Raw genomic sequence first — 19298 nt, forward strand, 5'->3', positions numbered from 1 at the left:
TGTCCAATGACAGCAGGATAGTGTGGTTGGCAAAAATCTATATAAATTAAAGCTTTACTAGATTCCTGCGCCGTCTAAAAACTGTGTAATGAATAAATCAGAAGACAGAAATAATTCATGTTTTTTGACCTCTGCTGGCTCTGATTCAGTTGTTTTGAGCGGAGATAATTGAGATTTCAAAAAAGCAACCTGCTCTTCTAAATCCTTAATTCTATCGAACAAAGCTCGAATCGCTTGAGCTTCCAAGTCCGGTATTCCTTGAGAATTTAGAGCATCTTCCACCTGCTTTTTCCGAGGGATGATGCGACCGGGAATTCCCACAACTGTGCAATCGCTAGGGACATCCCGCAGCACTACCGAACCCGCACCAATCCGAACATTATTGCCAATTTGAATATTGCCTAAAACTTTAGCACCGGCTCCCACCACTACATTTTCTCCCAGCGTTGGATGCCGTTTTCCTATTTCTTTGCCCGTGCCGCCAATGGTCGCTCCTTGATAAATTACAGCATAATCTCCAACGATCGCAGTTTCGCCAATTACCACCCCCATGCCGTGGTCGATAAACACCCCTCTACCAATTTTCGCACCTGGGTGAATCTCAATACCTGTTAAAAACCGACTCAGTTGGGAAATCAAGCGCGGTACAAACGGCAGACCAGCCGAATAAAGCCAGTTTGCTGTCCGGTGCAAAAAAAGTGCTTGCAGTCCCGGATAGCAAAATAATACTTCCAGCCAGTTGCGCGCCGCAGGGTCGCGTTCGTAAATAATTTGCAAGTCACTGAACATATTTAGTCTCGCCGTGTTTGGGTTATACAGTATCGGCAGTGCGGACGGTTTAAGCTGCATAAAGCAGTATTGATTGTGGCATTATTACATATATTACTATAATCCGACCGAATTACAGTAGTTAATGAGAAAAAAATTTTTCCCCAGCCTTTTCTAAGCTGCCTCCGATATTTTCCGCGAAACAAACGGTACAGCTTGTCTGGCTTCTTGCTGCAGCGGAATCTCGATCGAGAATTCCGTCCCCAATCCCGGTGTCGAATCGCAGCGCAGCGCACCCTTGTGCTTTTCTACGATAATTTTATAGCTGATTGACAGTCCCAATCCTGTCCCTTTTCCCACAGGTTTAGTCGTAAAGAACGGGTCAAACAGCCGTTTTTTGACATTTTCTGCCATACCGGGGCCATTGTCGGATATCCGCACAATTATTTTATCGGGACTTGAATATTCTGTGGTTATTGCGATCGCGATCGGATTGCCTTTCGCTGCTTCGGGCCCGCGATCGAGGTTGTAACTCTCAAGGGCGTCGATCGCATTAGCCAGAATATTCATAAACACCTGATTTAATTGTCCGGCATAGCACTCTACTAAAGGTAAATGGCTGTAATTTTTAACAATCTCGATCGCCGGGCGATCGCCTGTAGGTTTCAGGCGACTTTGCAGAATTAGCAGAGTGCTGTCAATGCCTTCATGGATGTTGACAGGTTTCATTTCGCTTTCGTCTAAGCGAGAGAAATTACGCAAAGATTTGACAATTTGAACAATGCGATCGGCTCCTATTTTCATCGAGGACAGCAGTTGGGGCAAATCTTTACTGAGAAATTCAAAGTCAATATTTTCTAAATACTTTGAAATTTCCGATGGAGGGTATAAATAGTGTTTTTGGTAGAGTTTTACCAACTCCAACAAATCGCTACTATATGCGCTGGCGTGTTGAATATTGCCGTAAATAAAACTAATAGGATTGTTAACTTCGTGGGCTACACCAGCAACTAATAAACCCAAACTAGACATTTTTTCCTGCTGAATCAGTTGAGTTTGAGTTTGCTGCAATTCTTGCAACGTTTGCTCTAGCTGTTTAGATTTAGCCGTGCGTTCTGCTGCTACTTTTTCAAGTTTATCGGTATAATTCAACAAGCTCATTAGATAGAGTGTCACAGCAAAACTTAAGATAGTCCCTAATATTAAAACAGTCAAAGAGCGCCAAAATCTTAGAGGATTAATGTACTCTGGCGTTAGCCGCAGTTGCAGCAGCCACCTGCGATTTTCAATATTGAGAATTCGGGTGCAACTGCTGCCGTCCGGGCAGTAAGTTTTTTCCCCAATATAGAGTTGATTTTTAATGTTTTCGTCAGTAATTATTCTTTTAGTCTTCGCTTCGTAAAAAGCGAGAAATTTTTCGGCTTCAGGAGCCATAGCATCTTGAAGATACACGTTAACAAAGTTAAGTTGGGTTTCCTGTAAAGCCGATTTAAAAATAGCATCAATGAGCAAAATTCCCAGAGTAAAACCTTTCAAATTTTCTGGATTTCTCGTCGGTAAATTTTGCGACAATGCTGGGGTATCGCCAGGAGACGTTTGACTAAAAATTGGCAGAAAGACGAAGAAGCTTGGGGGGTTTTGTGATGGCAATTTTTGGCGGTCAGTCGCGGTAATTTCTTGTCTTTTTGTGGCGTTTTCTAACGCTACCCTATTGGCCGTTAAATCTAAACTTAAATCTATTTCCTCTGTCAGGAATTGCGGAGAGTCAGAAACACGGGGCAGCCAAGCGATCGCCTTCAGGCTCGGATGGCGGTAGAGGGCCGAACCAACAAATGTCTTAATTTCTGGTTTGTTAGAGCCGTCAACTACGCTATAAAATGCTCCAGCAGCACGAATTATTTCTAAATTGCCGCTAACATCTCTCTGAATGTCTGTAGCTATTTTGTCCAGCCGATCTTGCAGTTCGGCTTGCATGGATTTGTATTCCCAATTGTACGCAACTGAAGAGGCGATCGCAGACAGTCCCAATCCTGCACAAAGTGTTAATCCTGCCTGGAGGTAACGGCGATAACTAAGTAAAGTGCTAGTTGCTACATTCTTGAATTTGTTAGCAGTCATATTCTTCACCTATCTTTTTTTTAGTTCTTCCAGCCTCGGCCTGGGATTTCTCGTTTTTCTCGTTCTCAGGCTCTGCCTGGGAATGAATTTCAGGAGACTTGGCCTCCGATTTAGAGCCACGAGACAGCATTACCAGGCACGAGCCTGGTAACGATGTGGGAGGAGTGTTTTGTAGAAGATCCCGGATAGTATTTTGAGTAAGATGCAGTCGCTGATTTAAATTGAATAAGCAGGGAAAGTCATCGCGTGTTTGGGCTTGACGTAAACCTGCTGATCTCGCGTTAACTGTAGAGAATCGAAGCGCTCGCGACTCACGTAAGCTGTTACTACCTGCTCGGATTCTAACACTAACTCGGTTTGTATTTCCCGCCCTAAATGAATGATGCGGCTGACTGTTGCTAATGAAAAACCCGACTCCGGCTTAGTTTTAATTTCCACGTCGTGGGGGCGCAAAAACACTACTTCCGAATGAGCGGCTCCATTATGGCGAGGCGTTGTGGCGTTGCTGGCGAACAAACCCGGAGCATTCGACAGTACATTGACTGGTCCAATAAAACTCATCACAAAAGCTGATGCTGGTTTGTCGTAAATTTCAGCAGGAGTTCCAACTTGTTCCACTCTACCTTTGTTCATTACCACAATTTCATCGGCTACTTCCATAGCTTCTTCTTGGTCGTGAGTCACAAAAACTGTGGTGATGTTAACTTCTTTGTGAAGGTTGTGCAGCCACGAGCGCAATTCTTTGCGGACTTTAGCATCTAATGCTCCAAAAGGTTCGTCTAGTAGCAGCACTTTTGGTTGAACTGCTAGAGCTCTGGCCAAAGCAACCCGCTGCCGCTGGCCGCCGGAAAGTTGCGAAGGATAGCGATCGCCCAAACCGTTCAACTGCACTAAATCCAACAGTTCATCAACCCGCCTGCTAATAGAGCCTTTAGGAACTTTGCGAATCTCCATCGCAAAAGCTATATTTTTCCGAATACTCATGTGTTTGAACAAAGCATAGTGCTGAAACACAAAACCGATATGCCTATCCTGCACCGACTGATGAGTAGCATCTTCACCGATCAGGTAAATCTGACCGCTGTCCGGCGGTTCTAGCCCCGCGATCATCCTCAGCAGAGTCGATTTCCCCGAACCGGAAGGCCCCAACAGCGCGACTAAAGATCCCTTTTTAATTTCCAAATTCACGTTGTCAATTGCGTGGAACGAGCCGAAGTGTTTCGATACGTTCTGAACTGTAATGCTCATGAGTTTATTTACCTATTTTAGGAGCTACAGATGTTAACTCCGAATACCAGACAGATTTACAGTAGTATATCCTGAAAATTATATTTTGCAACACTTGTAACTTTTTGTATTGTATTTCGAGAGCCTACCGATGGGGACTGCGCTTGAAAGTAGACGCTGGCGGGCCCTCCGAGTTAACCCGCTAGCGTTAACGCTTTTTTTGTGATTGCGAGGAACGAATCAATCGCAGTATCTGTTTTCACTCTCGTTTTGCGTTCGGGACGGTCTGATCCCAACCGTATTGGCATCAGGGTTAGAATCGCGGCCCAGCAGTTGCATTTAACGGGGGAACTGGTGGGCCGCAATGGTGAAATTATGCAGAAACCGGGTTTTTTCCGAAAATACGGCATCAAAACCTTTAATTTTTGTAAAAAACCCGGTTTTTTTGCTGTCGATCGATATTCCCTGACTCCCAAAAATTCGCGAGTCCCGGCGATATTGAAGATTTCAGGTACAATTGCTCAATCTGAACTGCGATCGCCCACAATTTATATGACAATAGTTAGTTCAGAACCATACAGGCTTCAGCTTTGACAAACTACCAGAATAGTAAATTCTAACCAGAACACCACTATGGGAAAACCAACAGGCTTTATCGAATTCTTGCGCGAATTACCCTCAGAACTCTCACCAGTCGAAAGAGTCCACAACTGGGACGAATTTCACCTGCCAATGGATGAGGACAAACTCCGCAGCCAAGGCGCGCGCTGTATGGATTGCGGCATTCCGTTTTGCCACACGGGGACAATAATCAGCGGCATGGCAAGCGGCTGCCCGATTAACAACCTCATCCCCGAATGGAACGACCTAGTATATCGCGGACTGTGGAAAGAAGCCCTAGACAGACTCCACAAAACGAACAACTTCCCGGAATTCACCGGCCGCGTCTGTCCCGCACCCTGCGAAGGCGCTTGCGTGCTCGGCATCAACAACCCGCCAGTCACGATTAAAAACATCGAAGCCTCGATTATCGACAAAGGCTGGGATGAAGGCTGGATTACCGCCGAACCGCCAGCCAAACGCACCGGCAAAAAAATCGCCGTGATCGGTTCCGGGCCCGCAGGTTTGTCCGCCGCCGCGCAACTAAATAAAGCCGGTCATTGGGTAACAGTATACGAAAGAGCCGATCGACCAGGCGGCCTGCTAATGTATGGCATCCCCAACATGAAGCTAGACAAAGAACAAGTCGTCATGCGCCGCCTGAAAGTCCTCGAAGACGAAGGCGTGACATTCGTCTGCAACACCGAAGTCGGCAAAGACTTACCAGCGGAACAACTGCTAAAAGAATACGACTCCGTTGTGCTCTGTACCGGCGCCACCAAACCCCGCGACTTAGGCATCGAAGGGCGGGAATTAACAGGCGTCCACTTCGCGATGGACTTTTTGACAGCCAACACCAAAGCAGTTTTAGACAAGAGCACAAACGGCAACTTCATCTCCGCCGAAGGCAAAGATATCGTGATCATCGGCGGTGGCGACACCGGCACCGACTGTGTGGGCACCTCCATCCGCCACGGCTGCAAAAGCCTGGTACAGCTAGAAATCCTGCCCAAACCGCCCTCGGAACGCGCCGCCAACAATCCCTGGCCGGAATGGCCAAAAGTCTACCGTCTCGACTACGGCCAAGAAGAAGCAGCAGCCAAATTCGGCGATGACCCCCGCGGCTATCTCACCACGGCGACAAAGTTCGAGGGCGACGAAAACGGCAATGTCAAAGCTGTGCACACCGTTGAGGTTGAGTGGGCGAAAAACGAGAAAGGGCAGTTCATTCCGAACCAAATCCCGGGCACGGAAAAAGTGTTGCCGGCGCAGCTTGTGTTGCTAGCGATGGGCTTCCTGGGCCCGGAACAGCCCTTGCTGGATGCCCTGGGATTGGAACGGGACGCCCGCAGCAACGTGAAAGCCGAGCACGAAAAATATACAACCAGCATTCCGGGAGTTTTCGCCGCAGGGGACTGTCGCCGGGGACAAAGTTTGGTGGTTTGGGCGATTAATGAAGGGCGCGGCGTGGCGCGGGAGTGCGACCTTTATTTGATGGGGAGCACTGATTTGCCTTAAAGCAACCGGGTTGACGCATTGGTTTGTAGTAAGGACTTCAGTCTTTTCAAACTCGGATTTAAGGACTAAAGTCCTTACTACGAACTTATTACAGAATTAACCCCAATTATGCCAAATTCATTACTTTCGGGTGAGGGTGCTGTCGGTACTTATAGTGAATTACTCAAAAAAGGATGTAGAGGCGATAACCTGACGCCACATCACATACCATCAAATGCGTTTATGGAAGCAAAAGTGCCTGCTTACACCAGAAACAAAGGGATAGCAATGATGATGGAGCATTTGTCACCAGGAATGGGCGGTCGCCACAGAGAAACGCTATCCTATGGACAATCCCCTAACTTAAATATATTACCAAGACAGGCTCTCGCTCGTGAAGTTTGGGATGTGCGATCGATTTATCTCTGTCAAGGACTTTACACCCCAGAAATTAAGCGGGGTTTACAGCAAGTCATTCAGCAAAACAAGTTAGCGTGGCAAGGTGTTTTCGATAAATGGAGGGTTTGATAATGAGCCATAATTCATTAATTAACGTTTTAGAAACTAATAGATTGATGCGTTCCGATGAGGAAGTCGCTGCATTTGAGAATGCTCTAGCCGAACTTGCCAAAAACTCACCAATAGAAAATCTGCGAGAACTGCATCTAGTCTTAGATGACAAATGTCAGCACCCGGAAGTCATGTTTAGTCTCATCCATTTTCTAGAGTCTTTTGACGTAAAAAAGCAACTTCAAGCATTTATTAATGCGGTTCCGCAGTTAATCGTTTCCGCACCGGAATGGACGAAAATTATCCACGCTCGCATCCTAAATGATGAGTCGGCGCGTGCGTGTTATCAAGATATTTTGTCTGCTGTTGACAGCCAAAGCTCACTGATGAAACAAACTATTGAGCTACCAAAAGAATTAGCTGACCTTTTAGAACAATATCTTAAAGAAATTCCTCCGAATCAATTAATTGTCTATTTGCGGGAGCAATTAGGCTTAGTCAAACCAGAATTCCAAGACCTTTCTGATTTGCTAGCAGTAGCAGGAGTCGCTAAAGATAAGTAGGTCACTCTAATTAAACCAAGACTTACGCAAAAATTGGCTTTACACACTACCAATAGCGGTAAGGTGCGCCCATAAGCACCCTAAATATAGAGTAAGTGCGTCCAGGACTGTAAACGTAAAACGCTCTCGCTGTTATATCCCCGACTTATTAAAGAAGTCGGGGATATGGGTATTCTATTTTTTCCTACCAACTAAATTACAACACAGCCCATCAAATTTTTTAACCAAAATTCAAGGGATCGACATCAATAGTTAAACTAACAGAACGCGGCCTGCGTGAAGCGAAGCTATCCCGAAGGGAATCGCGCAACCCGATCAAATCCGACAAATCCACCGACTCATCCAAAGGCAACTTCAGCAAAATCTGCCAGCGATAGCGATTTGCCACCCGCATAATCGCCGCAGGTGCAGGCCCCAACAACTCACACCCCGGTACAGACAATCGATCAATATACTCCTGACAAATAGACGCCAATTGTACCGCCGTCACCGCAACTTCCGCCGCATCAGCACTACTTAACCGCAACAAAATCAGCCGCCCCGAAGGTGGATAATTCAGCGCCGCCCTTTCTGCTAATTCTGTTTCTACAAAATCTGTATATTCGTGCCGCCTAACTGCTTGAATAACCCGATGTTCGGGAGTGTAAGTTTGAATAATTACCCGCCCCGCATCGTCGCCTCTGCCCGCACGGCCCGCGACTTGAGTTAATGTTTGAAAAGCTCGTTCGCTAGCCCGATAATCCGATAAATTCAGCAACCCGTCAGCAGACACAACTCCCACCAATGTGACTCCAGCTAAATCTAACCCTTTCGTCAGCATTTGCGTACCCAACAAAATGTCCGCTTCCCCATTAGCAAATTGCGTTAACAATCGGCGGTGATCGCCCTTATTTCTAGTTGTATCGCTATCAAACCGAATTGCCCGCAATTCTGGAAACAATCTCGTTAATTCCTGTTCGACTCGTTGAGTGCCACTACCAAAGTTTTTGAAGTAAGGAGAACTGCATTCCGGGCAGTTTTGGGGGTGGCGTTCCGTGTGATTGCAGTAGTGACAGCGCAATATTTCTGCTGTTCCTTCGCCGACGTGGTGATAAGACAGAGAAACATCGCAGTTCGGGCATTCCATCACATAGCCGCAACTTCGACAAGAGACAAAGGTACTGTGTCCTCTTCTGTGAATAAATAGAATACCTTGCTGTTGTCTTTCTTGCAATTGTTCCAGGGCATTTTGTAGGGAAACGCTGAAAATCGAGCGGTTTCCTTGCCGCAATTCTTGGCGCATATCGACTACTTCCACAGGCGGCATCGGCCGGGAATAAATACGATCGGGCAATGATAAATAATGGATAGTTGGTAATGAGTAATAATCTCTTCGCGTCCCGACAAAAGTCTCTAAAGCTGGCGTTGCGGAACCTAAAATTAGGGGACAATTTTCTAATTCGGCGCGCCATTTGGCAACGGTGCGGGCGTGGTAGCAGGGGGCTGGTTGGTCTTGTTTGAAGCTGCTGTCGTGTTCTTCATCGAGGATAATTAAGCCGAGGTGAGGTAAAGGTGCGAAAATGGCCGATCGCGTGCCGATGACAATTTGCGGTGTTCCAGTCAGCATCTGACGCCATGTATCGTAACGTTCGCCGTCGGATAGGGCGCTGTGGTAGACGCAAATTTGCTCCCCAAAACGGGCTCGGAATCTGTCGGTAAGTTGCGGTGTGAGGCCGATTTCGGGAACGAGTACGAGGGCGGATTTACCGCTGGCTAAGATTGGGGCGATCGCCTGCAAATACACTTCGGTTTTCCCGGAACCTGTAACGCCGTGCAGCAGCACTTGACGGAATCCCGAAAAAGAGTTAATAAACGCTAAAGCTTGAGCTTGAAAATGAGTTAAAGTTTTGGGTGCATCGGGTAATTGAGCAATGCCACGATCGCCCCTGAGCACTTCCCTTTGATCGATAACAACGCTACCTTTTTGCTCCAAAGCTTTGACAACCGAGGAACTCGTACTGCAAATTCTCAGCAAATCGTTCAGCCACATTTCACCGCCGCCGCGCCGCAACACTTCCAATACTTCTTGTTGGCGCTTGGTTAAATCTGTGACAAATGCACTAGCAATTAATGTCACGGCAGGTTTAAGTTGTGGTTTGGGAGGATGGGGCGGTTCTAAATAACTTTCTACCCAACCGCGTTTCAATAAATCTCGCAATCCCCGATAGCTTCCCTTGACTTGCCCCTGGAGATATTTCCAAGTATAATCGCCGTTTTTTTGAGATTGCAGCAATTGCAAAATTTGATTGGCTGAGGGATTGAGAAATGTTTCGGCATTCGGAGAAATTGCGTCCTTAATTAAACGAATTCGGCGCACAGAACGGCTTAACAAACCGGGCGGCAGCGAGGCTCTAATTACTTGAATTAAAGGTGTGCAATAATAGGTGGCAGTGCGATCGAGCAATTCCCAATAATTAGGCGGGAAAAAACCCGCACTGACCACATCTTCGACATCTTTAACCCGCGCCGGATCTAAGTCGGGCGGCAGTTGAGAAATGAACCGAATCGCGATCGCCCCTACCTGTTGACTGCCAAAGGGAACACTCAAAATATCCCCTGGTTGCACGGTAAGTTCCGCAGGTAAGCGATAAGTAAATAATTTGTTTTCCTCCCCAGGAGAGTCCCCCGCACTCCTAAAAGGAGAGTCCACCAATACCTCGATCCACTCTGCCCGCACGGTGGGGCGCTGTGGCGGTTCGCTGCTGCCGTAGGATGCCCCGGGCTCTGCCGCTATAGGGGTTGACAAACCAAAAGTGACAGTAGACATAGGGTTGCACATCAAACTAGGAGGAGCCGCGGTCAAAGGGAGTTTTCATTATCCCTCAGTTTAGCTCGATCGATCGATCTTAGCTGCGGGAATTGGCGATCGGAATCTCGATCACGAATTCAGTCCCTTCTCCAATTGCGGAGATGCACTCCAACCTCCCGCCGTGTTTGTCCACAACAATTTGATAGCTAATTGACAGTCCCAATCCCGTCCCGTGACCGACTGGTTTTGTGGTGAAAAACGGATTGAAAATTTTCCCTTTTACAGATTCATTCATTCCCAGACCATTATCTTTGATGCTAATTTTTGCCCAATTTGCGCCCATACTAGAAGTAGTAATTACAATCTGGCTAGGATTGGCTTCTATCTCGCCTAGGGAACGATTGTGGTCTTGCTCCCGCAGGGCATCAACAGCATTCTTAATGATGTTCATAAATACCTGATTTAATTGCCCCGGATAACATTCAATTTTCGGTAATTCTCCATAAGTTTTAATAATCTTTAGAGCCGGATGACCGGGTTTTTCTTTAGTTAAACTTTGCAAAATTAACAAGGTGCTGTCAATTCCTTCGTGAATATTAACTGGTTTCTTTTCTGCTTCATCTACCCGTGCAAAGTTGCGTAAAGTCAGCACAATTTCACGAATGCGCTCGGAGCCCACTTTCATTGAGGAAAGAGTTTTCAACAAATCTTCGCGCAGAAAGTTGAGGTCAATTTTGTCAATAAAAGCTTCAATCTCTGCATCTGTTTCGGGATAGCGATCCTGGTACATTGCGAGCAATTTTAAAATGTCGCCAGCGTAGTCATTGACATAGGTAATATTGCCGTATATGAAGTTGACGGGATTGTTAATTTCGTGGGCGATACCAGCTACCAAAATTCCCAACGCCGACATTTTTTCGGCTTCGATCAATTTGAGCTGCATTGTTTGCTGGTTTTCCAGAGCTTTTTCTAGTGTAGACATTCTTGCTTTTAAAATATTTTCGGAATCTCTAAATTCCTCAGTGACTATTTTTAGCAAAGATTCTATTTTTTGATTAAGGGCTGCTAATTGGTTGCGTTCGCTTTCCGAAGTTTCGAGTTTTTTCCGCAGGATTCGATTTTCCTTTTCCAGCTCTTTGATTCGGTTTTCCCAGTCTGTTGGTTCCATCGGCTATTATTTTGAACCTAAAAATAGTGTCAGAATAGTTTTATTAGGAAATTTAGTTGCACCCTTTACTTAGTTAGAACCTCGGCGCACATTGCCTAGCCAATTGTGTCCGAAAATTTCAACAGTCCTTTTACTTCGGTCGATCTAAAAATTTTATCTAATATACATTCAAAATGTCAACATATTAATAACAAATCTGGTTAAAACCGATCGCTACTTGTATTCCCCGCTCTCGCATTTGCGGGGTTTTCATCCGATTATTGATAAATAAGCAGGGCGATCGCAAACTTATAAAGGCGGGCACAGCGCGAAAAATTGCCCGATTCAGACAAACGTTGTACAAAACCCGTAGGCAAGGCCAAGCGAAAATATTAAATGTGAGTGCGATCGACCGGGGGCGACGGGAAAAGTGCGATCAACTGGGCGTGCGATCGCCCACAAGGAATCTCAAGTAACAAGCTAATTGCTCTCTCCCAGAACGCAATCACACTATACCATTCCTCCGAAATCTCACTGCAATGTGTCGATCGTACTCACACACCCGCACCATTTTGTGCTAATAACTACTACTTGTGACAACATCGACACAGCAGTTTATATTTGGAGAGTAATTGATGTCAGGTAGCGAAGTTCGTGCCGACTTTTGGATGAGCGAGTACATTACCCCTTGGGATATTTACGTTCACGGCATCATCGCGGTGCTCGCTTACAAGAAAACAGCCTATCAAGAAATGTACGTAGTTCAGACCGGTACCTACGGCAAAGGCTTAGTTTTGGACGGCAAATGGCAATCTTGTACAGGCGACGAGTTTCTGTACCACGAACCCCTGGTACACCCAGCCATGATTTGTCACGGTTCACCCAAAAAAGTCCTCGTTCTCGGCGGCGGAGAAGGAGCTACAATTAGAGAAGTGCTGCGCTGGAAAACAGTTGAAAAAGTCGTGATGATCGACATTGACGGCGAAGTAGTAGAAGCTTGCCGCGAACACCTGCCAGAAATGCACCAAAATGCCTTTGACGACCCCCGCTGCGAAGTAGTAATCGGCGATGCTTTGGACTATTTAGACAACACAGACAAAGATTGGGATATTGTCATTTCTGACTTGTCCGATCCCATTGAAGAAGGCCCATCTTTCCAGTTGTTTACCAAGGAGTATTTTGAGAAAGTTCGCAGCGTAATGTCACCTAACGGATATTTCGTAGTGCAAGCCGGCCCCGTTTCTCCGGCAGAAATGAAAATGCACGCTCGCATTGTAAATACCCTGAAATCTGTTTTCTCCAATGTTCAATCCTGCACCAGCTTTATTTCTACTTATGGAGCTCCTTGGGGTTTTGCGATAGCTTCTAATCAAGAAATAAATACGCGGCCCGAACCCGAAGTTACTGACAAATTACTCGCCGAGAAAACAACTGGCGGGTTGCGGATGTTCGACGGAATTACACTGTTGGGGTTGATGCAAGTTCCCGGTCACTTGCGGCAGGTAATCGGTGCTGAAACCGAAGTTTACACTATGGCAGCACCGCCTAAGTTTTTCGGGAAAGGTTCAGTCGGTCAGTGAAGTTAAATTGAAAGAGAAAAGTAGTTTGGAGTAACTGAGATGGACAATTTAATTCGCATAGTCGCTGCAATTTTTCTTCCCCCTCTGGGCGTATTTTTGACTGTCGGCATCGGTACTGATTTTTGGATCAACCTGGTTCTCACATTTTTGGGCTTTATTCCCGGCATCATTCACGCTGTTTGGGTGATTGCTAAGCACGATCGAGCTTAACTTGAGGGCAAATCCAGTTTTTGGATAATAAACAGGCTAGAGAAAATTTATTTTCTTTTGCCTGTTTTCACCAATTAATCGGTATTAAATCTGCGTTAATCCGCGTACCCTTGGGGAAGGCGAAGCGCCTACATCTGCGGTTAAAAATAAAAAAATCTAATTCATCTCAGAACTAGATTGCACCTCAATTTCTTCACAAACCAATTCAGCAATTTTTTTCGCCGCCCCTGATTTTCCTCGAACCGCCCGCAAACGATCGCCCATTTGTGCTAATTTTTCAGGATGGCTCAAATAGTCGATCGCCAATTGAGCCACAGCATCGGGTTCCAGCTTCCCAATTAACTCCGGCACAATCTCCTCCTGTGCCCAAATATTCGGCCAAGCATAAAGCTTTCCCTTTCCTAATTGCCAGATTAGCCAATTAATCGCCGTAGCAAAAACTGAACCTACTAACGGCAAATTTGCCAGCAATCCCGGCAATCCGTCCCAAGCTTTCATCGCATCCAATTGCTGCGTCGGAATCAAAACAATCATCGGTACAGCTAACGAACCCAATTCGGCAGTATTCGCTCCCACAGTAGTTAAACACAGGCTGCATTCTGATAGCAAATCGTAGGCGGGCGTCTGCGTCCAAAGTTCTACTTGCAACTTATTTGCTGTCTGCAAAAACGGCCGTTCTGTTAAATGAAGTTCGGCGCTGGCGTTCTCAAATAAATGCAGGCAAGGATTTTGTTTGGGGTCGGCAAAACCTGCTAAAGTTTGCACATCTATGGTAGGAGCAACGGGAATTATAAAGCGAGTTTGAGGGCGGAGGCGGTGGATGGATTGGGCGATCGACAAGCATAACGGTACACCTAAAGCTAATTTGGCGGCTTTAGAACCGGGTAACAATCCAATTAGTTCTATTTTCCGTAGGGGCGGTGCCCCCGTGCCCGCCCCGCCCAATTTCCGATTGCCTACTTCCGCAATCAAATCTCCCACAACTGTAAATTTATTAGCATATTTTTGGGGAATTTTAGCAAAAACTTCAGGTTTCATCGCCGCAAATTTATCAATCCAGCGATACCACCGCGCGTCCCATTCAGCATAAGTAACAGTGCGATATTTGAGCCTTTTGCCAATAACAACCGTAAAAAATTGATCGCCGCCTAAAAACAAAACAACTCCTGTTTCATACCAATCCCAATTTTCAGCAGTTTTGCCCGATAATAAGAATGGCAAAAAATGCTCCGACGCCTGCACTCTGTCCACTTCTGGGTAGGAACGGGCGATTTCTGCTTCTTTCCCCGTGGCGTGCGGACAGGGGGACAGCACTACAGAGATTCGCGCTTGAGTGCCCGCGTTTCCCAATTGCTGGCGCAAAGCTTGCACGGCGGGACGCACCCAAGTTGCTAATTCTCCGGGGCCGTTGGAGAGGATTAAAATATCGACTGCCATAGGATTTAATATTTGAGAGGATGCAACGGAGATTTTATGACAGATTTAATTAATGCCGTCAAGACGGGTGATGTTGCGGCTGTAGAAAGTGCGATCGAACAGCGTGCAGATATCAATGCCAAAGATGAGGAAGGTGCGACGGCTTTGACGACTGCGGCTGAGGCTGGCAATTCTGCGATCGTCAAAAAATTGCTGGCTGCGGGTGCGGAGGCAAACAGCCAGGATAATGACGGCTGGACGCCGTTAATGAGTGCCGCTGCTGCAGGACATAGCGAGATTGTACAGCTTTTGCTGGAGGCGGGGGCGGATGTGAATGCTAAAACTAATTTTGGTTTGACGGCTTTGATGAGTGCGGCAGGCAGCGGGCGCACTCAAGTTGTGGAATTTTTAATCGATAAAGGAGCTGATATCAAAGCTAAGGATAATAATACTTGGACTGCGTTAATTTGGGCGTCTTCGGAGGGTCACAAAGATGCGGTTGAGGTTTTGAAGCTAGCGCGCGATCGATCTTAATTATTCACAGGAATTACGAATTAAGGCCAGAGAAACCGGGTTTTTTATCTAATCTGTGAACTATAACGAATGATTATCGTAAAAAAACCCGGTTTCTGATTACCCCATGCGTCCAGACATTCAGAAATTGGGTTGATTCAAGAAACCCGATTTCTGATTAAACCCGATTTCTGAAAGTCTGTGCGTAAGTCCTGTTAAAATTTCATCTACCAGGTTTCTAGCCTACCAGGAAAGGACTAGGCCCAAAGTCAGTGCTAGGAAATGTCTTAGGAAATGTCTGTTGTTTCAAATTTAATCCAGCACTTCCCTCAAGAATTGCAATTCTATCTCCTGCTTTTGAGATAACTAAATCTGCACCCACTGGAGATATTTGATAGTCACTGAGTGCGCCTGATAGCTGGAGTGCATCTCCCTGACTGGGATTGAAGCCGCGAATACGCGCCTCCCCCTGGCCTAAATACAATTCTTGAGTGCTGTTGACGAAGCTGCTACCAGGAGAACCCGAATTATTGTCATAAGCCAAAATAAAAGTATCAGCACCTTCGCTACCAGTCAACGTATCAAATTCGTTGCTACCGTCGCTGGAATAATTGCCATCAAAATCAACTCCAATAATTGTCGTTTTTCCCTTACCAAAAGCAGTAACAATATCATTCCCCGAACTCCCGACAAAAGTTGCCGATCGATTGGTTTCAAATTGCCCAACTTTTGTATACTGGTCGATACCTGAAGCAAAACTTCCTGCTTGAACCGCCGCAGCAACATCAGGATTGCTTGCTAAATATCCAGCTTCCAAAAAGTTATTCACTACAGAAACTTTATCAAAAGAAATTAGGCGATCGAGCCCCTGATTTACCAGAAACGGCATATTCGCACCGCCCTCGACTATACCTACCGGTGCAAAAGCCCTAATCGGCACCACGCTAATCCTAAAATCTCCATTAGGAGTATTGTTATACAGATAGTTGCCTCTCCTTCCCGCTAGGTCGATCTTATCGGCTTGCGGGTTAAAGTTTTTAATCGTAGCGTAGTTGCTGTTGCTAACCCCTCCGTAAAAATTACCCCCATTCACATCGGCAAAATCCCCAACACCGAGCACGAAGGTATCAGCACCTTGACCGCCAATTAGGGTGTCGTTTACGGGGGGGGTAAAGTTAAAAGGTTTTTCATAAACTCTATCGCCCGCTGCATTCAAAGATACTTGAACGCCAGTGATTTCAACTTTTCCTACACCAAATCCCGTCACAATGTCAGTGCCTTTAGTACCGACAAATGTAGCCGAGCGCGTTGGCTCAAATTGTCCAAATTTTCGGTAGTGTTCTCCGCCAGTTTTAAAAAGTCCCGCATTGACTGCTGCTGCTATATCGGGGTTTTTTAGTAAGTATTCTGGTTCAAAAAAGGTGTTCGCGTAAAGGTTTTGTTTTGCTCCGAATTGGACAAAATGATCTAATCCTGATTTAAAAGTTCCGTTCTGTACAAACGGCACAAGTACGGGGTATCGTTTTAAATAAATCGCTTCGTCGTAGTCAGGGGATACTCGCGTGCGACCTTCTTCGTAACCAAACTGAACAAAGTGGTCTAAACCAGAGGCAAAAGGCGCGTTTGGATTGTTTGCGGTACGGACAAGGGGAGCAATATCTGGATTTTGAGCTAGATAGGTTTCTTCGTCAAAGTAACGCGATACTGCGGTGATCCCGCCGGCTTGACCGAATTTTTCAAAGTGTTCTAGTCCCGATTTGATGACTCCTGCATCAATGGCTGGTTTGACCCAAGGATATTGAGCAAGGTAGTATTTTTCGTCAAAAATTGCATAACTAGCCATGTTTTCCTCCTGCGGCTTGAATGAGCTGTTTATGCAATTTATCAATCATCAGTAACTGACACAATACCCGATCGGGTGATTTTAGCCAACAGTCAAATCTCACTTAAGCTCTATGCTTTCTAGCCGAGGAAAGTGATACCGACTGGAGGACTAAATGGATTTATCATCTCAATCGGTTGCAGAGTTAGATTTGATCCGCCCTGAATTCTGGCAAGTGTATCTCCCGATTTTTGAATTAATAAGTCCACCCCTGAGGGAAATATACTCAGTCCATTAAAGCTTTCCACCAACTGAATAAAATCTTTTCCTTTTTCAAAATTGACAATCCTGGCCTCCCCACTGCCCGTATAGAAATCTACCCGGCTGATAAAACTACGTCGGTTGTTGGGAACAGCATCTCCGAGCACGAAGTAATCAATGCCAGAAGTGCCAATCAATGTATCGAATTCAGTGGTAGTCAGGAAAGGCTCTCTCGTGATGTCATCCGAGTTCAAAGCGTCATACTTATTCTTATTAATGCCAAAAGGTGGATTTGGGCCGGCGAAAGCTACTTGCAGTCCGATAATTTGATTTTTTCCGGCTGTAAATCCCGTGACGATATCATTACCGTTGGTTCCTGTAAAAAATCCGTATCGATTTGACTCAAATTGCCCAAATTTTAGATAGTGTTCTCGACCAGTTTTTAAACTTCCAGCCTCCACAACTGCCGCCACATCTGGGTTATCTCCCAAGTAACGTGGTTCAAAGAAACTTGTGCCGTACCTACCTTCTATTTTTCCGAATTTGATAAAGTGTTGCAAGCCGGATTTAAAAATTCCGTTCTGCACGAAAGGAGTTATCTCCGGATGGCGCTTTAAATAAAAAACTTCCTCGTAGTCCGGCGATACTCGCGTGCGCCCTTGTTCGTAACCAAACTGGATCAAGTGATCTAAGCCTGTAGCAAACCGTCCGTTTTGGTTGTTGGCGGTGCGAACAAACAGTGCTATATCTTGATTTTGAGCGAGATAGGTATCTTCGTCAAAATACCGCGATATTTTTGTCAAGTCGGCTGCTTGAAACTGCCGATAGAGCGCAGGAAAGAGCTGATGAATCACAACAAAGAGCTGAGGAAATACAACAGCAGCTTGCCAGATACCGCGATCGCTTTGGTGATTTGCCGGAATAGGAAAGTGCGATCGCACATTTTGCGAAGGTGCGATCGCACTCCCCAGCAGCAATCAGGCAAATCCCCAATAGCTTCGAGATTTCTAGCCAAGTAAAAATCTCGAAAAACCAGCTCCTGGTAATAGATTCAAACTGAGATTTCCGCCGCCTTCAATAACAGCGAGTGTGTCAAACGGAGCAGTTCCGGGAACATCGAAGGGTGAAGCTTTCCTTTGGATAGCTAAATCTCGATTGTTGTTGATGGGCAATATCAAGAATTGATCTGAGAAAGGTGATAAATCATCTCCTAGCTGGATGCTATCCTGACCTTTGGTAAAGTTCCGAATTGTAGCAAAACCCGGCCCGATATAGAAAGTTGCGATTCCGGCCGGGTTCCCCTTACTGCCTTCTATAAGGTCACCGATTACGAATTTATCGCGGCCGCTACCGCCAATGAGAGTATCGAATTCATTGCTGCCGTCACCTTCATACACTCGGCCCTCGCCAAAGCCATTACCTGTACCTAAACCTACTTCAGTTCCAATTAATTCGACATTCCCCACCCCAGCACCGGCAATGATGTCATTCCCCGAACTTCCGATAAAAGTCGCAGAGCGGCTTGGATCGTTTTTGCCGAAATTGAAGTAGTGTTCCCGACCAGTTTTCAACGCTCCCGATTCGACAAAAGGCCGAACATCGGGATTTTTTTGTAAGTATTCTGTTTCAAAAAATGAAGTCCCAAACTGACCGTCTTTGATGCCGAATTGAATGAAATGCTGGTAGCCGTTTTTAAAAGTTCCGTTCTGAATAAACGGCTGTAACTGTCGGTTATTTGCGAGATAAAACGCTTCGTCATACTCAGGCGATACGCGAGTGCGACCTTCTTCGTAACCGTATTGGATAAAGTGGTCTAGCCCGGTTGCAAAAGGGGCGTTTGGGTTGTTGGGGGTGCGGACTAAGGCAGCGATGTCTGGGTTGCCAGCGAGGTAAGTAGCTTCGTCAAAATACCGCGATACTTTAGTTAAGCCGCCTGCTTCACCGAATTTTTGAAAGTGTTCTAGTCCCGATTTGATGACTCCTGCATCAATGGCTGGTTTGACCCAAGGATATTGAGCAAGGTAGTATTTTTCGTCAAAAATTGCATAACTAGCCATGTTTTCCTCCTGCGGCTTTAATGAGCTGTTTATGCAATTTATCAATAATCCATAACTGAGACAATTACCCGATCGGGTGATTTTAGCCAACAGTCTTATAGCACTTCAGCTCTATGCTTTCTCGCCGAGGAAAGTGATAACTGCTGGAGGGTTAAAGGGATTTATCATCCCAATCAATTGCAGATTTAGATTGGCTCCTCCCTGAATTATGGCAATTGTAT

16 protein-coding genes are annotated in these 19298 nt (G+C 45.9%); 7 read left to right on the plus strand and 9 right to left on the minus strand.

Annotated features, from left to right (window positions below):
* Positions 1-57 precede the first annotated feature (57 nt).
* The 3 genes from cysE to QUA40_RS04370 form a co-directional block, all read right to left on the minus strand.
* A complete protein-coding gene (gene cysE, locus QUA40_RS04360) occupies positions 58-789 on the minus strand; it encodes a serine O-acetyltransferase (protein ID WP_445301121.1) in 732 nt (243 codons plus the stop codon).
* Positions 790-942: 153 nt separating this feature from the next.
* Positions 943-2886 (minus strand): ATP-binding protein, encoded by a 1944-nt coding sequence (locus QUA40_RS04365; protein ID WP_333122074.1) that lies wholly within the window; start codon positions 2884-2886, stop codon positions 943-945.
* Positions 2887-3102: 216 nt separating this feature from the next.
* Positions 3103-4134 (minus strand): sulfate/molybdate ABC transporter ATP-binding protein, encoded by a 1032-nt coding sequence (locus QUA40_RS04370; protein WP_333122076.1) that lies wholly within the window; start codon positions 4132-4134, stop codon positions 3103-3105.
* A 201-nt stretch (positions 4135-4335) separates the two neighbouring features.
* On the opposite strand from QUA40_RS04370, the gene QUA40_RS04375 reads away from it, so the two are divergent.
* From QUA40_RS04375 to QUA40_RS04390, 4 genes are all read left to right on the plus strand, one after another.
* The gene (locus QUA40_RS04375; RefSeq protein ID WP_333122078.1) at positions 4336-4707 is read left to right on the plus strand and encodes a hypothetical protein; all 372 of its coding nucleotides are present in this window, start codon (positions 4336-4338) and stop codon (positions 4705-4707) included.
* 39 nt (positions 4708-4746) lie between these two features.
* Positions 4747-6231 (plus strand): glutamate synthase small subunit, encoded by a 1485-nt coding sequence (gene gltD / locus QUA40_RS04380; protein WP_333122080.1) that lies wholly within the window; start codon positions 4747-4749, stop codon positions 6229-6231.
* Between the two features lie 108 nt (positions 6232-6339).
* Positions 6340-6738, plus strand: a complete 399-nt coding sequence (locus QUA40_RS04385) for a hypothetical protein (protein ID WP_333122082.1) — start codon at positions 6340-6342, stop codon at positions 6736-6738.
* Positions 6739-6740: 2 nt separating this feature from the next.
* A complete protein-coding gene (locus QUA40_RS04390; RefSeq protein ID WP_333122084.1) occupies positions 6741-7283 on the plus strand; it encodes an Imm30 family immunity protein in 543 nt (180 codons plus the stop codon).
* Positions 7284-7503: 220 nt separating this feature from the next.
* Here QUA40_RS04390 and priA read toward each other — a convergent pair whose 3' ends face one another.
* Both priA and QUA40_RS04400 read right to left on the minus strand, forming a co-directional pair.
* A complete protein-coding gene (priA, locus tag QUA40_RS04395) occupies positions 7504-10089 on the minus strand; it encodes a primosomal protein N' (RefSeq protein ID WP_333122086.1) in 2586 nt (861 codons plus the stop codon).
* A 79-nt stretch (positions 10090-10168) separates the two neighbouring features.
* On the minus strand, positions 10169-11239 hold the full coding sequence (locus tag QUA40_RS04400; protein ID WP_333122088.1) for an ATP-binding protein: 1071 nt from the start codon (positions 11237-11239) through the stop codon (positions 10169-10171).
* Between the two features lie 614 nt (positions 11240-11853).
* Here QUA40_RS04400 and QUA40_RS04405 point away from each other — a divergent pair.
* Both QUA40_RS04405 and QUA40_RS04410 read left to right on the plus strand, forming a co-directional pair.
* On the plus strand, positions 11854-12798 hold the full coding sequence (locus tag QUA40_RS04405; RefSeq protein WP_333122089.1) for a fused MFS/spermidine synthase: 945 nt from the start codon (positions 11854-11856) through the stop codon (positions 12796-12798).
* A 39-nt stretch (positions 12799-12837) separates the two neighbouring features.
* Complete coding sequence (locus tag QUA40_RS04410; RefSeq protein ID WP_333041499.1) at positions 12838-13008, plus strand: YqaE/Pmp3 family membrane protein; 171 nt, start codon at positions 12838-12840, stop codon at positions 13006-13008.
* Between the two features lie 156 nt (positions 13009-13164).
* On the opposite strand, the gene QUA40_RS04415 is transcribed toward QUA40_RS04410, so the two are convergent.
* Entirely contained in the window at positions 13165-14445 is a 1281-nt protein-coding gene (locus QUA40_RS04415) for a lipid-A-disaccharide synthase (RefSeq protein ID WP_333122091.1), read from the minus strand.
* A 36-nt stretch (positions 14446-14481) separates the two neighbouring features.
* On the opposite strand from QUA40_RS04415, the gene QUA40_RS04420 reads away from it, so the two are divergent.
* Positions 14482-14958, plus strand: a complete 477-nt coding sequence (locus QUA40_RS04420; protein ID WP_333122093.1) for an ankyrin repeat domain-containing protein — start codon at positions 14482-14484, stop codon at positions 14956-14958.
* Positions 14959-15175: 217 nt separating this feature from the next.
* Here the strand turns inward: QUA40_RS04420 and QUA40_RS04425 are convergent, their stop codons facing one another.
* The 3 genes from QUA40_RS04425 to QUA40_RS04435 all read right to left on the minus strand — a co-directional run bounded on the left by QUA40_RS04425 (position 15176) and on the right by QUA40_RS04435 (position 19077).
* Positions 15176-16780, minus strand: coding sequence for a hypothetical protein (locus QUA40_RS04425; protein WP_333122095.1), 1605 nt, complete (start codon positions 16778-16780; stop codon positions 15176-15178).
* Positions 16781-16899: 119 nt separating this feature from the next.
* Positions 16900-17997, minus strand: a complete 1098-nt coding sequence (locus tag QUA40_RS04430; RefSeq protein ID WP_333122096.1) for a calcium-binding protein — start codon at positions 17995-17997, stop codon at positions 16900-16902.
* 30 nt (positions 17998-18027) lie between these two features.
* Positions 18028-19077, minus strand: a complete 1050-nt coding sequence (locus QUA40_RS04435; RefSeq protein WP_333122097.1) for a calcium-binding protein — start codon at positions 19075-19077, stop codon at positions 18028-18030.
* Positions 19078-19298 lie beyond the last annotated feature (221 nt).

The sequence above is a fragment of the Microcoleus sp. Pol11C3 genome (genome assembly GCF_036701485.1).
Taxonomy (GTDB): domain Bacteria; phylum Cyanobacteriota; class Cyanobacteriia; order Cyanobacteriales; family Microcoleaceae; genus Microcoleus.

Bases quoted from the DNA above. Each gene is read 5' to 3' on its own strand.
- cysE (WP_445301121.1), bottom strand. From the start codon at position 789: ATGTTCAGTGACTTGCAAATTATTTACGAACGCGACCCTGCGGCGCGC.
- QUA40_RS04365 (WP_333122074.1), bottom strand. From the start codon at position 2,886: ATGACTGCTAACAAATTCAAGAATGTAGCAACTAGCACTTTACTTAGT.
- QUA40_RS04370 (WP_333122076.1), bottom strand. From the start codon at position 4,134: ATGAGCATTACAGTTCAGAACGTATCGAAACACTTCGGCTCGTTCCAC.
- gltD (WP_333122080.1), top strand. From the start codon at position 4,747: ATGGGAAAACCAACAGGCTTTATCGAATTCTTGCGCGAATTACCCTCA.
- QUA40_RS04385 (WP_333122082.1), top strand. From the start codon at position 6,340: ATGCCAAATTCATTACTTTCGGGTGAGGGTGCTGTCGGTACTTATAGT.
- QUA40_RS04390 (WP_333122084.1), top strand. From the start codon at position 6,741: ATGAGCCATAATTCATTAATTAACGTTTTAGAAACTAATAGATTGATG.
- priA (WP_333122086.1), bottom strand. From the start codon at position 10,089: ATGTCTACTGTCACTTTTGGTTTGTCAACCCCTATAGCGGCAGAGCCC.
- QUA40_RS04400 (WP_333122088.1), bottom strand. From the start codon at position 11,239: ATGGAACCAACAGACTGGGAAAACCGAATCAAAGAGCTGGAAAAGGAA.
- QUA40_RS04405 (WP_333122089.1), top strand. From the start codon at position 11,854: ATGTCAGGTAGCGAAGTTCGTGCCGACTTTTGGATGAGCGAGTACATT.
- QUA40_RS04410 (WP_333041499.1), top strand. From the start codon at position 12,838: ATGGACAATTTAATTCGCATAGTCGCTGCAATTTTTCTTCCCCCTCTG.
- QUA40_RS04415 (WP_333122091.1), bottom strand. From the start codon at position 14,445: ATGGCAGTCGATATTTTAATCCTCTCCAACGGCCCCGGAGAATTAGCA.
- QUA40_RS04420 (WP_333122093.1), top strand. From the start codon at position 14,482: ATGACAGATTTAATTAATGCCGTCAAGACGGGTGATGTTGCGGCTGTA.
- QUA40_RS04425 (WP_333122095.1), bottom strand. From the start codon at position 16,780: ATGGCTAGTTATGCAATTTTTGACGAAAAATACTACCTTGCTCAATAT.
- QUA40_RS04435 (WP_333122097.1), bottom strand. From the start codon at position 19,077: ATGGCTAGTTATGCAATTTTTGACGAAAAATACTACCTTGCTCAATAT.